This is a genomic window from Thioalkalivibrio sp. ALE30 (assembly GCF_000377465.1).
Lineage (GTDB): Bacteria > Pseudomonadota > Gammaproteobacteria > Ectothiorhodospirales > Ectothiorhodospiraceae > Thioalkalivibrio.
In genome coordinates, this window is sequence record NZ_KB898175.1 from 76,810 (window position 1) to 89,595 (window position 12,786).

The 12,786-nt window shown below is 67.1% G+C and carries 13 protein-coding genes; 7 read left to right on the forward strand and 6 right to left on the reverse strand.

Annotated features, from left to right (window positions below):
• The first annotated feature begins 180 nt into the window (after positions 1-180).
• From D107_RS0111555 to D107_RS0111570, 4 genes are all read left to right on the forward strand, one after another.
• The gene (locus tag D107_RS0111555; protein WP_018881528.1) at positions 181-900 is read left to right on the forward strand and encodes a DUF3426 domain-containing protein; all 720 of its coding nucleotides are present in this window, start codon (positions 181-183) and stop codon (positions 898-900) included.
• Positions 901-903: 3 nt separating this feature from the next.
• Positions 904-1,713 carry a hypothetical protein gene (locus tag D107_RS0111560; RefSeq protein WP_018881529.1) on the forward strand — a complete coding sequence of 270 codons (810 nt, stop codon included), beginning with the start codon at positions 904-906 and terminating at the stop codon, positions 1,711-1,713.
• A 153-nt stretch (positions 1,714-1,866) separates the two neighbouring features.
• The gene (gene dusB, locus D107_RS0111565) at positions 1,867-2,859 is read left to right on the forward strand and encodes a tRNA dihydrouridine synthase DusB (RefSeq protein WP_018881530.1); all 993 of its coding nucleotides are present in this window, start codon (positions 1,867-1,869) and stop codon (positions 2,857-2,859) included.
• A complete protein-coding gene (locus tag D107_RS0111570; protein ID WP_018158446.1) occupies positions 2,856-3,194 on the forward strand; it encodes a helix-turn-helix domain-containing protein in 339 nt (112 codons plus the stop codon). Before dusB ends, D107_RS0111570 begins: the two co-directional genes overlap by 4 nt.
• A gap of 254 nt (positions 3,195-3,448) precedes the next feature.
• Here D107_RS0111570 and D107_RS0111575 read toward each other — a convergent pair whose 3' ends face one another.
• Positions 3,449-4,210 (reverse strand): inositol monophosphatase family protein, encoded by a 762-nt coding sequence (locus D107_RS0111575; RefSeq protein WP_018881531.1) that lies wholly within the window; start codon positions 4,208-4,210, stop codon positions 3,449-3,451.
• 162 nt (positions 4,211-4,372) lie between these two features.
• On the opposite strand from D107_RS0111575, the gene D107_RS0111580 reads away from it, so the two are divergent.
• Entirely contained in the window at positions 4,373-4,690 is a 318-nt protein-coding gene (locus D107_RS0111580) for a DUF2322 family protein (RefSeq protein WP_017942594.1), read from the forward strand.
• Positions 4,691-4,699: 9 nt separating this feature from the next.
• On the opposite strand, the gene D107_RS0111585 is transcribed toward D107_RS0111580, so the two are convergent.
• From D107_RS0111585 to D107_RS0111595, 3 genes are read right to left on the reverse strand one after another with little or no spacing between them, the layout of a single operon-like run.
• Positions 4,700-5,284 (reverse strand): histidine phosphatase family protein, encoded by a 585-nt coding sequence (locus tag D107_RS0111585; RefSeq protein WP_018865460.1) that lies wholly within the window; start codon positions 5,282-5,284, stop codon positions 4,700-4,702.
• Positions 5,281-5,859, reverse strand: coding sequence for a 1,6-anhydro-N-acetylmuramyl-L-alanine amidase AmpD (gene ampD, locus D107_RS0111590; RefSeq protein WP_018881532.1), 579 nt, complete (start codon positions 5,857-5,859; stop codon positions 5,281-5,283). The genes D107_RS0111585 and ampD overlap by 4 nt, the downstream gene beginning before the upstream one ends.
• Positions 5,856-6,182: a thioredoxin family protein gene (locus tag D107_RS0111595; protein ID WP_018878620.1), complete on the reverse strand. Its 327-nt coding sequence runs from the start codon at positions 6,180-6,182 to the stop codon at positions 5,856-5,858. Before D107_RS0111595 ends, ampD begins: the two co-directional genes overlap by 4 nt.
• Positions 6,183-6,325: 143 nt before the next feature.
• On the opposite strand from D107_RS0111595, the gene D107_RS0111600 reads away from it, so the two are divergent.
• Complete coding sequence (locus D107_RS0111600; protein WP_018881533.1) at positions 6,326-8,377, forward strand: UvrD-helicase domain-containing protein; 2,052 nt, start codon at positions 6,326-6,328, stop codon at positions 8,375-8,377.
• 666 nt (positions 8,378-9,043) lie between these two features.
• Here the strand turns inward: D107_RS0111600 and D107_RS0111605 are convergent.
• Complete coding sequence (locus D107_RS0111605; protein ID WP_026280485.1) at positions 9,044-10,765, reverse strand: potassium/proton antiporter; 1,722 nt, start codon at positions 10,763-10,765, stop codon at positions 9,044-9,046.
• A gap of 55 nt (positions 10,766-10,820) precedes the next feature.
• Here D107_RS0111605 and D107_RS0111610 point away from each other — a divergent pair, with 55 nt between their 5' ends.
• On the forward strand, positions 10,821-11,813 hold the full coding sequence (locus tag D107_RS0111610) for a lipid A deacylase LpxR family protein (protein ID WP_051074886.1): 993 nt from the start codon (positions 10,821-10,823) through the stop codon (positions 11,811-11,813).
• A gap of 18 nt (positions 11,814-11,831) precedes the next feature.
• Here D107_RS0111610 and D107_RS0111615 read toward each other — a convergent pair whose 3' ends face one another.
• A complete protein-coding gene (locus D107_RS0111615; RefSeq protein WP_018876629.1) occupies positions 11,832-12,785 on the reverse strand; it encodes an MBL fold metallo-hydrolase in 954 nt (317 codons plus the stop codon).
• Position 12,786 lies beyond the last annotated feature (1 nt).

Sequence of the window (12,786 nt, forward strand, 5' to 3'; positions counted from 1 at the left end):
CCCTTGTGCAGAATGACTGCACGGCAGTCACCGCGCCTTGTTCGCACGCAAAAGCGACTCGAGCGCGAATGTGTACATTGATCAGTGTTTCCCTAGGAACACGCCAACCCATGGTCATCGTCGCGCCGGTACCGTCCTTCTCGCTCGACCGGACGCAGCTACGGCCATCCGGACGCTGACATGCTCGCCCGCTGCCCGCAATGCGGCGTCACCCACGCCCTCGCCCGCGGGTCCAAGATCCGCCAGCGGCGGGTGCACTGCACCCACTGCGGCGCCGAGTTCGATCTGTTCCCGGCCCTCGAGATCGGCGGCGCCGGCGAACGCGTCCTGGGGGAGGGGCTCCTTCCCGCGCAGCCCGCTCGCACCCCCGCGATCGAGAGTGCGCCGGTCATCGCCACCGCCATCGACATCGAACGCCACCCGGGCCCTCTGGACCTGGCCGCCCCCGCCCGACGCCGTGTCTGGCCAGGGGTGTTCGTGGCCGCCGGCCTGAGCGTTCTGCTGGGCGCGCAACTGCTGGCCTTCCCGCCCGTGGCACCGGGTCATAACCATTACCTGGACCAGACTCGCGCCCAGCTGTGCGCCACCCTCCCCTGCCCGGTCTGGAACCCGCTGCGCGCGCCCGAGCGCATCCGGGTGTCGACACCGGACTTCTTCACCAGTATCGATGGCACGCTGCACCTCCAGTTCCAGCTGGAAAGCCCGGTGCGGCAGGCCTGGCCCGTCCTCGACATCCATCTGAGCGACCAGCTGGACACGCGCCATGGCGCTCTGCGCCTGACCCCGAACGACTACACCGACACGGACGCCCCGATGCCCCCCCACAAACCCGCCACCCTGCGCCTGAGCCTCACCAGCCCCCATGCCCGCATCACGGGCATCCAGATCCAGCCCCGCTGACCTATGCCCGACACCCCCGACCCGCAACTCGTTCAAGCGGCGCAGGATCGCCTAGCGCGAGATCCGGGGCGCATTGTCAGCCTGGATTTCTGCGGAGAACGCTACGTCATCAAGCGGGTACGCGAGAAGGCGCGCAGCCGTCACCAGCAATGGGCCATCCGGGTACTTTGCCGTACCTTCTTCCCATTCCTGACGGCGCCGGGCAACGCCCCGCCACGCGATGGCTGGTACGAGATGGAGCGCGTTCGGGCACTCCAGACGCTGGGGCAACCGGTTCCACAGGTGGTCGCGCAATTGCCGGACGCGGTGATGTACAGCCATTGCGGCGAAAATGTCGAACACACGCTTCGGGAACAGGACCCGGCGGCCCGCCGCGCCACACTCGAGGCAGTGACACGCAACCTCGCTACTTTTCATCGCGCCGGCTGCTGGCACGGCGGCGCCCAGTTGCGCAACGTACTGTTCGACGGCCAGCACTTCTATCGCGTGGACTTCGAGGAGGACCTTGACCGGGTCCTGTCACTGGAATTGGCCCAGGTCTACGACCTGTTCCAGCACCTGGCGGATGCCACCACCTGGGCCGCGGGAGACGACACCGCCGAGTCTCTGGGGCGCGACCTGCTGGCCCTGTACCAGGCCGAACACTGGAGCCCGCGGCACACCCGGGCCCTGCGCGGCGTGGCCCGGCTTCTGGCCCCGTTCCGCTGGCTGGGGCCGTGGCTGGACAACGCCCGTAGCCGCGACGTCCGACGCAGCGTGGCGATGGCCCGCGTGACCCGAGAGGGCATACGCCGAGGGCCAAGGAAACACTGATCCATCTACACGCTCGCAATAGCCTTGAGGCAGGGAGTGCGGATATCAATCCGTGTTTCCCTGGAACGGGAAATGCGAGCACGCTGACCACCGGCGGCGGGCGCCTCGAGGTGCTAGACTCCCCGGCTTCCCCGATTCAATCGTCAGCCCCAGATGCAGCTCGGAATCCATCACTTCGCGGACCCCGTCGTGTTCCTGGCCCCCATGGCCGGCGTGAGCGATCGCCCGTTCCGGTTGCTGGCCCGCCGCCTGGGCGCCAGCGCGGCGGTATCCGAGATGGTCACCTCCAACACCCGGCTGTGGGTCAGCGACAAGAGCCGCCACCGGCTGGACCACCGTCAGGAGCCGCGCCCGCGCATCGTCCAGCTGCTGGGCAACGAACCCGAGCCGCTGGCCGAGGCGGCGCGGGAGAACGTGCGCCGGGGCGCCGACGTGATCGACCTGAACCTGGGCTGCCCCGCGAAGAAGGTCTGCAGCAAGGCCGCGGGATCGGCCCTGCTGGGCGAGCCGGAGCGGGTGCGCGAACTGCTCCAGGCGCTCACGGAGGCCGTCACCGTGCCGGTCACGCTGAAGATGCGCCTGGGCCTGGACCGCGAGCGAATGAACGGCGAAGAGATCGCATCCATTGCCGAGGCCTGCGGCATCGCGATGCTGACCGTGCACGGACGCACCCGGGCCGATGCCTACCGCGGGCAGGCGGACCATGCCGCGATCGCGCGCATCGTCCGGTCGGTCTCCATCCCGGTGCTCGCCAATGGCGACATCACGGACCCGGACACGGCGATGCGGGTACTGGATACCACCGGCGCGGCGGGGGTGATGATCGGACGCGCCGCCCAGGGACAGCCCTGGCTGCCGGGTCAGATCCGCGCCGCGCTGGCCGGCGAAGCGATCCCGCCGACACCGGACCTGGCCGCGCGCCTGGCCCTGATCGAGGAACACGTCACCGGCCTGCACGCCCAGTACGGCGAACCGCAGGGTGTGCGTATCGCGCGCAAGCACCTGGGCTGGTATCTTCTTGGTCTGGGTCTCGACGAGGCCCGCACCCGGGCGGCCCGGGCTGACCTTCTCGCCGCCCCCACGGCCAGCGAACAACTGCGGCGCCTGCGCGCCCACCTGACGGGAATCGCAAGCGAGGCTGCATGAGCGTGAACATGCCACTCGAACAGGACCCGGACGTCCAGGAAGCATCGGTTGCGGCCACGCTCCCGTCCGACTGCGTGCTGGCGGACTCGGTCCGGCGAGCGCTGGATCAGTATTTCGAGACCCTGGACGGGCAAAGCAGCCACGACCTTTACGCACTGGTCATGAACGAGGTGGAGCGCCCCCTGCTGGCCAGTGTGCTGGAGCGCTGCGGAGGCAACCAGAGCCGTGCCGCCGCCCTGCTCGGGCTCAACCGCGCCACCCTGCGCAAGAAGCTGCGCGCCCACGGGCTGGTGGAGGCCAACGGGAACGGCAACGGGAACGGCGCCGCGACCTGACGTTCGGTTCTGGTCACAGGAAGCCAGGAAGGCCGGAAGAATGACTTCGGTTTCCGATACGGACACCATTTACGGCCAACTGGAAAAACCAACAGCTTACTGATGCAGGGCCCGGCCAATGATCGCCCCGAAATGCGCGGCATCACCAGCCAGCCTGCAGCCAATCGCTGCTTTCCCCTTCCAATCTTCCCGCCTTCCTGTAGACCGCCCTTCTCTGTGCCCCCTGTGTCCTCAGTGGTTCAATCAGTCCGCCGCTAGTCCTTCCAGCCGAGGCGGTCCAGGGCCGTGCGATGCAGTTCCGGGGTGGCCGCGGCCAGGACGTTCGCGGTCTTCAGGTCGAGCTCTCCACCGGAGAGGTTGGTGAACACGCCGCCCGCCTCGCGCACGATCACCGCCAGTGCGGCGATGTCCAGGATGTTGACGTCGGACTCGATGATCAGGTCGATGCTGCCACGTGCCAGCAGGTGGTAGTGGTAGAAATCCCCGTAGCCGCGGGTGCGGTTGACCTCGGCCATAATGCCGCCCAGCGCGGTCCACCCCTCGGGGCTCTGCGCCAGGGACTTGAGGTTGCCGGTGGACAGCGAGGCGCGCCCGAGATCGACGGTCTTCTCGACCGCGATCGGGTTGCCGTTCAGGAAGGCGCCCTGGCCCTTCTCCGCCCAGGCCCGTTCGCCGAACTGGATGCCGTTGGACAGCCCCAGGATCAGCTCGCCCTTGTACATCAGCGCGATCTGGGTGGAGAAGAACGGGTAGCGCCGCACGAAGCTCTTGGTCCCGTCGATCGGGTCGATCAGCCAGACATAGTCGGAGTCCATGTCCGACTGCCCGGTCTCCTCGCCATAGAAGCCATGATCCGGGAAATGCTCACGGATCACCTGGCGGATCGCCTGCTCGCTCTCCACGTCGGCCCGGGTCACCGGGGTGTCGTCGGGTTTGGTTTCGACGTCGACACCCGCCTCGTAGTAGTGGCGGATCACCTTCTCGGCGGCATCAGCGGCGGCCTGGGCGGCCTCCATGAACGCGCTTCGCGACATGTTCGTGTCCCCTCGGCAAAAGCTCGTATCTTAGCATGCGGCACATTCCTCGCTGACCCGGGGCGACCCTGCCGCCTTCGCGGGTTGGTTGTCGCCGCCGGGTCATGCCCCGATAATGCCGCGATTCTTTCGAGGAGCCGGAACATGTCCAAGAAGCTGCCCGACGTCAGCAATATCGAACGCCTGGAGTTGTTTGGCGAGGACTACAACCCCACCGCGACCATCGAGAACGTGGACGGCCAGAGCCTGTCGCTGCAGATCTACTACCAGCTGGCGCTGGATTACGGCGGCATCGGGCCCAAGGCGGCCAACTCGGGCCTGCTGCTGTACGGCAGCCACGCCGACGACGCCCGCGCCAACCCGGGCAAGCATCCGAACATCGACCGGCTGATCGACGTCCTGAACAACGACTACTACCTGTCGGTGAAGGCCGTCCCCAAGCGCGGCAGCCAGGCCGGCTAACAACCGGGCTTAGACCCGGTTGGCGTAAAGCAGCCGCCAGCCCCGGGTCGGATGCCGATGCAGCCGGGTGCGGCTGGCGTACTCGCAATCGAGCTGGTACAGGCGGTCGTCCGGCACGCCCAGCACCCAGCCAATCAGCGCGCGTATCACCCCCGCATGCACCACCATCAGCACCCGTTCGGACTGCAGCGGCCGCAAGGCCCCATCGAAACCGGCCTCGACCCGGCGGCGAAAGGCCGTTAGCGGCTCCGCACCGGCCGGGCGCGCGTGCACCGGGTCGGCATAGAACGCGCGGTATTCCTCCGGTCGATCCCGCTGCAGGTCGACCCGCGTACGCCCCTCCCAGTCGCCAAAACCGATCTCGCGCAGGTGCGGCTCCAGGATCAGCGGAAGGTCCTGTGTGGAGGCGTAGTGCTCGGCAAACGCGCGGCAGCGCTGCATCGGTGAGCTGACGACATACTGCCACTCCTCCTCGCCCCGGACCGCCCGCTCCATCTGGCTCCAGCCGCGCGCGCTCAGCGGGTCGTCGCAGCCATGGCCGCGGTAACGCTGGCCGCCCTCCGGCTCGCCGTGACGCAGCAGGTCCACAATCATGCGCTCACCTCGTGCAGTTCCTGCCGCAGGCGCGCCCAGTCGAAATGGGGACCCGGATCCGTCTTGCGTCCCGGGGCGATATCGCTGTGGCCGGCCAGCGCATCCGGCCCGATATCCGGCCAGCGGGTGCGGACCCAGCCAATCATTCGCGCGAGCACGGCGTACTGCGCCGGGGTAAAGGGATCCTCGTCGGTCCCCTCCAGTTCGATCCCGATGGAGAAGTCGTTGCAGCGCTCGCGTCCCTGCCACCGCGACACCCCCGCATGCCAGGCGCGTCGGGAGAACGGCACGAACTGGGTCGCCTGGCCCTCGCGGTCGATCAGCACATGGGCGGAGACGCGCAGGCCGCCGACCTCGGCAAAGTAGGGGTGGGCATCCGGATCCAGACGATTCTGGAACAGCTCGGCGACGTACCCTCCACCGAACTCGCCCGGCGGCAGGCTGATCGCGTGCACCACGATCAGTTCCGGTTGCTGACCGGGCGGACGCTCGTCCTGGTTCGGGCTGTCGAGGCGCTGCGCTGGCGGGTACCAGTCCCGGTCCGGCGTGACGGTTTCGGCGTGCGGGGATTTCACGGCGCCTCCTCGGGCGGTCGGGCCAGGACGGCCGCCAGCCCCTCGCGCAACAGGGGCAGGCGCGGCGGGGCTTCCAGGCGACCGTGATAGGCCCCCGCCTGAAACACGAACAGTGCCGGCAGATGGAAGACCTCGAACTCCCGCACCAGGGCGGTATCGGTCTCGGCATCCACCTCGAACAGCGCCGGCGCATCCCCCGCCGCCTGCCATTCCGCCAGGACCCGCCCCATGACCTTGCAGGCCCCGCAGCCCTGGCGCGTGAACAGGATGACCGCCGGCCCCGGGACATCCATCAGATGCTGATGAAAGTCGAACTGGGTCAATATCGGGAGCGACTCCCGACCCGCGGCGGATGCCGCGGCACGCGGTCCGTTGGTCAATGGATTACCCTCACCGCTGCTGTCTTTATGAATCGGGGATCGTGGGTTAGTTTACGCGCCCCGCTGCGAAGGAATCGACCGCCCCGGTGTCCGAACTGAATCCCCAACAACAGGCCGCCGTGACCACCACGGACCGCCCCCTGCTGGTCCTGGCCGGGGCGGGTTCCGGCAAGACCCGCGTGATCACCGAGAAGATCGCTCACTTGATCGAGCGGCGCGGCCTCGCCGCACGCCAGATCGTGGCGATCACCTTTACCAACAAGGCCGCGCGCGAGATGCGCGAACGTGTCCAGGGGCGACTGTCACGCGAACAGGCCCGGGGCTTGAACGTCTCCACCTTCCACACCTTCGGGCTCAACTTCCTGCGTCGCGAGCTGCAGGCGGCGGGGCTGCGCCCCGGCTTCTCCATCCTCGACCCCGGTGACTGCCGGCAGCTGCTGCGCGAGATCACCTACCGCGACGATACCGGCTCCGAGGTCGACGCCCTGATTGGCCACATCAGCCGCTGGAAGAACGACCTGATGACGCCGGAAGAGGCACTGCATGAAGCCAGCCAGATGAGCGACGCCCCGGAGGCGATCGCCGCGGCCAACCTCTACCCGCGCTACGAAGACGCCCTGCGCGCCTACAACGCAGTGGACTTCGACGACCTGATCAAGCGCCCGGTGGACTGCCTGCGCGACGACCCGGAACTGCGCAACCGCTGGCAGGACCGCATCCGCCACCTGCTGGTGGACGAATACCAGGACACCAACTCCGCGCAGTACCAGCTGGTGCGCCTGCTGATCGGGGTCAGTGACGGCCTGACGGTGGTCGGTGACGACGACCAGTCGATCTACGCCTGGCGCGGCGCGCGCCCGGAGAACCTCGCGCGCCTGCAGCAGGACTTCCCGCGCCTGGAGGTGATCAAGCTGGAGCAGAACTACCGCTCCACCAACCGCATCCTGCATACCGCGAACGCGCTGATCGGCAACAACCCGCACGTGTTCGAGAAGCGTCTTTGGAGTGCGCTCGGCGAGGGCGAGAAGATCGAGGTGATCGGCTGCTCCGACGCCGACACCGAGGCCGCGCGCGTGGTCTCCGAACTGATGCGCCGGCGCTTTCGCCTGAATGCGACCTGGGGCGACTTCGCCATCCTCTACCGCAGCAACCACCAGTCCAGGCTGTTCGAGAAGCTCCTGCGCGAACAGGGCATCCCCTACCGCCTGAGCGGCGGGCAGTCGTTCTTCGAGAAGGCCGAGATCAAGGACCTGGTCGCCTACCTGCGCCTGCTGGCCAACCCGGACGACAACACCGCCTTCCTGCGCGTGGTCAACGTGCCGCGCCGCGAGATCGGCCCGGCGACCCTGGAAAAGCTCGGCCACTACGCCAACCAGCGCGGGGCCTCGCTGCTGCAGGCCGCACGCGGCGCCGGTCTGTCCGAATACATGGATGCCCGCGCACAGGCGCGGCTGGAACGCTTCACCGACTGGGTGGACGGCTTCCAGCGCCGTGGCGCGGAGGAGGCCCCGGACGCCCTGCTGCGCGCCCTGATCGAGGATATCGACTACGAGTCCTGGCTACTGGAGAACAGCCCCAACCCGCGTGCCGCCACCCGGCGCATGGACAACGTGCGCGAATTCATCGACTGGGTCGGGCGCATGGGCGGCGGCAACACCAGCGCCGAATACGGTGACGACGAGGCGGAGGATGATCAGGGCATGGACCTGGCCGACATCGTGAACCGCATCAGCCTGATGGACATCCTCGACCGCAACCGCGATTCCCAGGACGGTAACGAATCCGTGCAGCTCCTGACCCTGCACACCGCCAAGGGCCTGGAGTTTCCGCATGTCTGCCTGGTCGGCTTCGAGGAAGAACTGCTGCCGCACCGGGTCAGCGTCGAGGACGACTCCATCGCGGAGGAGCGGCGGCTCGCCTACGTCGGCCTGACCCGCGCCCAGCAGACCCTGCTGATCACCTACGCCCAGCAACGCAGCCGTTACGGCGAGACCATCGACTGCGAACCCTCGCGCTTCCTCGACGAACTCCCCGAGGAACACCTCGACTGGCCGGACGCCAAACCGCCGGACCCCGAGACCCAGCAACTCACCGCCCGCGCCCACCTCGCCGGCCTCAAGGCCATGCTGGAGAAATAGGGGCATCGCCGTCGCCCGCACTGGATTCTTCAATTAAACTGCGATCATGAAGTTCGAGATCGGCGACGAAACTGACAAGCTTCACTGCATGGCTCTGCGGCACGAATTCTTGCGCTGCGACGACGCACTGATATTGTTCAATAAATACAAATCAATCGCCCTCATACATGGACGCAACAGAGCGCTATCCATACGCTGCTATAACGCCTATGCCAGCTTCACCCAAAGTCTCTATGAGTTCTACTATGGCTGCTGCGCGAGAGAACAAAGGGACACCGAGGTCTGCAAAGATAATAGATCAAGGACAGCAATTATTGACTCATACATGAGCCATCATGCTCGTCGCGTTCTTGACTCGCTACAACCGGACATAGAAGTTAGTGCACCGCCACATCATCTTACCGAGGAATCAGAAGCACTCGTCGAGTCTTTCCCGGAGGAACTTCGAAGGGCTCGAAACAAATGCGCAGTACACGCAGACCACAAGCGGGTGAAAAGCATTAGCCTTGCGCAGTTCTACAATAGATACAACCACCTGATGCAGCTATTACACTCTGACGCAAAATCGTGGTGGTCCTCTCAAGAAATCCCATTTCCCGATCTACATGAGATAACCGACTTCATGGTCCTGATCGAAAAGAGGAACACCTAGCTTTCGAATGGATATCAGCGAAGGAGTTTCAGACCGACGCGGGTGATGCGGGGGCCATCCATTTCGCGGATGACCAGGCGCATCGGGCCGAGATCGACGGCGTCGCCGACGACCGGCTCCGCCTGGAGTTCACGGCGCAGATAGGCCTCGAGGGTGTCGCCCTGGCGCTCGGGCGGGACCGGTGCGCCGTAGGCCATGCCCACCGCGCCGAGCTGGGCATCGCCATTGAGCGCGAACTCGCCGAACACGCTGCGTTCGGTGAGGCGCTCCGGCACCTCGTCCTTGGGCACGAACAGGCGGTCGAGGTCCGGCAGGTCCGCCGGCGCGACCATGATGTAGAGGTGGTCGCCGGCGTGCAGGTCCAGCAACTCCAGCGTCTCCAGCAGCTTGCCGTCACGCAGGTGAGCCACCACCCGCGCGGTGCCCGGCAGGCGGAAGTTCGACCACGCCTCGCGCACCACCGGCGTGGTCTCTGCCAGGCGATAGCCCACCAGTTCCATCTCCTGCTGGCCGGGGATATCCAGCTCGGTGCGCTGCACCCGCGCCGTGGTGGGTGGCAGCTCCAGGCCCAGCCAGCGCGCCGAGGGCGCGACGGTCCAGCCCTGCACCAGCAGCGAGATCAGCACCACGAAGAAGACGACATGGAAGAAGTGGCCGGCCAGTTCCAGCCCGGCCAGCAGCGGGAACAGTGCCAAGATGATGGGCACCGCCCCGCGCAGGCCAACCCAGGCGATGAAAACCTGCTCGCGCCAGGGAAAGTGGAACGGGTACAGGCAGATCCAGACCGCCAGCGGGCGCGCGACCAGGATGAGCACGGCCGCCACCAGCCCTGCGTCCAGCGCCACCGGCGGCAGCCCCGAGGGGGTCACCAGCATGCCCAGCATCAGGAACATGCCGATCTGCGCCAGCGAGGCGATGCCGTCGTGGAAGCGCTTGATGTTCTGCGAGGCCTCCAGCGGGCGGTTACCCAGCAGCAGGCCGGCGAGGTACACCGCGAGGAACCCGGAGCCGCCGACCAGGCCGGTAAGCCCGAAGATGGCCAGCGCCCCGGCCATCGCGAACAGCGGATAAAGCCCGGCGGCCATGGGCACCCGGTTGATCAGGGCCAGCAGGGCCAGGCCGCCCCCGACGCCCAGCACCGCACCCAGGCCCATCTGCTGGATGAACTCGACCAGTACCACCAGACCGAACTGCTGATCGGGCATCAGCAGCAGTTCGATCAGCACGATGGTCAGGAAGATCGCCATCGGATCGTTGGAGCCGGACTCGATCTCCAGCGTGGCCCCGACGCGGCTTTTCAGCTCCAGCCCGCGCGAGCGCAGCAGGGAGAACACGGCGGCGGCATCGGTGGAGCCTACGATCGCCCCCAGCAGCAGGCCCTCCAGCCAGGACAGGCCCAGCCACCACACGGCGAACAGCCCGGTCAGGCCGGAGGTCACGAGCACTCCGACGGTGGCCAGCCCCAGCGCCGGCTTCAGCCCGATCCGGAAATTGCGGGCCGGTGTGCGCATCCCGCCGTCGAACAGGATGATCGCCAGGGCGGCCGAGCCGACCAGATACGCAAGGGTGATATTCTCGAAGACCAGACCGCCCGGGCCTTCCGGGCCCAGCAGCATCCCGATCACGAGGAACACCAGCAGCAGGGGCACCCCCAGCCGCGAGGTGATCACGCTCGACAGGATGCTCCCCAGCAACACGATCGCGGCCAGGAAGATGATCTGGTTGGAGAGGTCCATGCGCCAATCATACCGGAACGCCATTGCCCCTCGAGGACGGTCACCCGACCGCAGGATGCGGGCGTTGCTGGCCGCGGCAGCCCTTGGCTTGGCGGCCGCAGGCCCGACCGCCGGCGCGGAAACCGGCGTGGATGCCCTGCACTTCGAGTTCGAGAACGACCTTTTTGCCGGCGAGGACCGCTACTACACCAACGGCGTGCGCATCGGCTGGACCCGCAGCGGGGAAAAGGTCCCCTCGTGGCTGCGAAGCGTGGCCGACTTCCTGCCCTATTTTGTGGAGCGCGAGGAGCGTGGAAGGCTGAAATCCGCCATCCACCTGGGCCAGAACATGTACACGCCGGAGGACATCGAACGCTCGCCCGCGGACCCGGACGACCGCCCCTACGCGGGCTGGCTGTACCTGAACTTCAGCCTGGCCGAGGAGCACGGCGACCGCCTGGACCGCCTGCAGGTCACCCTCGGCACCGTGGGGCCGGCCTCCCTGGCAGATCGCACCCAGAAAGAGGTCCACAGCTGGTCCAGCGCTCCGCAACCCCGGGGCTGGGACGACCAGATTGGCAACGAACCGACCCTGATGGTGGGCTACGAGCGCCAGCTACGGGGCTACACGCGGCATGCCGCGAGCGGCTGGGGCTGGGATCTGACCCCGCACTGGGGCGCAACCGTCGGCAGCCCGTTCACCTTCGCCAACGCCGGGGCGATCATGCGGGCCGGGCGCAACCTCCCGCGCGACTACGGCCCGACACGGATCAACCCCGCCCTGTCCGGGTCGCATACCTTCGAACCGACCAGCAGGGTTGGCGGCTATTTCTTCGCCGGGGTCGACACCCGCCTGATGGCCTACGACCTGTTCCTAGACGGCCCACTGTTCCGCGACGGCCCCTCGGTGGACAAGCACCCGCTGGTTGGCGAACTCACCGCCGGCGCGGTCTTTCATGTGGGCGGCGTGCGGATCGGCTACACCCACGTGTGGCGTTCGCGCGAATTCAGCGGCCAGGCCAAGGGCGCGGCCGAGTTCGGGTCGCTGCATGCCACCTGGCAGTTCTGAAGCCGCCCGCGGGCAGTCTCAGAACACCGCCGCCTCGACATCCGGGTAGGTGGTCGCCACCGAACGGTCGATCTTGTCCTCGAACCCCGGATAGGCCTCGACCAGATCGCCCATCCGCTCGCGCACCAGGGGCACGGTCTCGAAGTCGGCCAGTCCCTGTTCCACGCCTTCCTCAATGGCATCCCACAGCGTGACCAGATAGCGCTGCAGCCGCTCCAGGGTCGCGGCATCCTCGAGACGGCCATGCCCGGGGACGACCACGGCGGGTTCCAGTGCGATCAGCTCGTCCAGAAGATCGATCCACTGCGCGACATCGCCATCCCACACAGAAGGCGCGCGATCACTGTAGACCACATCCCCGGCCAGCAGGACGCGCTGCCGTGGCAGCCAGACACTCAGATCACCCGGCGAATGGGCGCCCCCGGACGGGATGATCTCGACCTCGGTCCCGCCGAGGTCGCGGGTAATGCGCTCATCGACTGCGGTATCGGGCAACCGCAGCGTGGTATCGCCAGTCGCCCCTTCGGTCATCTCGCGGAAGTTCTCGACCCAGCCCTCGCCTTCGTCCTCCATGCGCGCAATCGCCGCCGAGCCGGCCATGATCTCCGCCTCCGCGGCAAAGGCCGCATTGCCCAGCCAGTGGTCGCCATGGCTGTGGCTGTTCACGATCCAGCGCACCGGCTCGTCGGTGACCCCGGCGATCGCTTCGCGCAGGGCCACACCCATCGTCTCGGAGGAGCCGGTGTCGAACACCAGCACCCCGTCACCGGTCACCACGAACGCCATGTTCGCGTTCCAGCCCAGGTTCTCGCGACTGGGGAAATCCCGCGCCGGCGTCATCACCGCATAGACCCCGGGCGCCACCTCCTCCGGGGTCATCGCGTAGTCCCCGGGTGCAGCCGCGGCCGAGGACCCGGCGAGCCCCACCTGCGGCATCACCATCATCGCCAGGACCAGGGGCCAAAGGCTCATT

Bases quoted from the DNA above. Each gene is read 5' to 3' on its own strand.
- dusB (WP_018881530.1), top strand. From the start codon at position 1,867: ATGCAGCTCGGAATCCATCACTTCGCGGACCCCGTCGTGTTCCTGGCC.
- D107_RS0111610 (WP_051074886.1), top strand. From the start codon at position 10,821: ATGCGGGCGTTGCTGGCCGCGGCAGCCCTTGGCTTGGCGGCCGCAGGC.
- D107_RS0111615 (WP_018876629.1), bottom strand. From the start codon at position 12,785: ATGAGCCTTTGGCCCCTGGTCCTGGCGATGATGGTGATGCCGCAGGTG.
- D107_RS0111560 (WP_018881529.1), top strand. From the start codon at position 904: ATGCCCGACACCCCCGACCCGCAACTCGTTCAAGCGGCGCAGGATCGC.
- D107_RS0111585 (WP_018865460.1), bottom strand. From the start codon at position 5,284: ATGATTGTGGACCTGCTGCGTCACGGCGAGCCGGAGGGCGGCCAGCGT.
- D107_RS0111570 (WP_018158446.1), top strand. From the start codon at position 2,856: ATGAGCGTGAACATGCCACTCGAACAGGACCCGGACGTCCAGGAAGCA.
- D107_RS0111605 (WP_026280485.1), bottom strand. From the start codon at position 10,765: ATGGACCTCTCCAACCAGATCATCTTCCTGGCCGCGATCGTGTTGCTG.
- D107_RS0111555 (WP_018881528.1), top strand. From the start codon at position 181: ATGCTCGCCCGCTGCCCGCAATGCGGCGTCACCCACGCCCTCGCCCGC.
- D107_RS0111580 (WP_017942594.1), top strand. From the start codon at position 4,373: ATGTCCAAGAAGCTGCCCGACGTCAGCAATATCGAACGCCTGGAGTTG.
- D107_RS0111575 (WP_018881531.1), bottom strand. From the start codon at position 4,210: ATGGAGGCCGCCCAGGCCGCCGCTGATGCCGCCGAGAAGGTGATCCGC.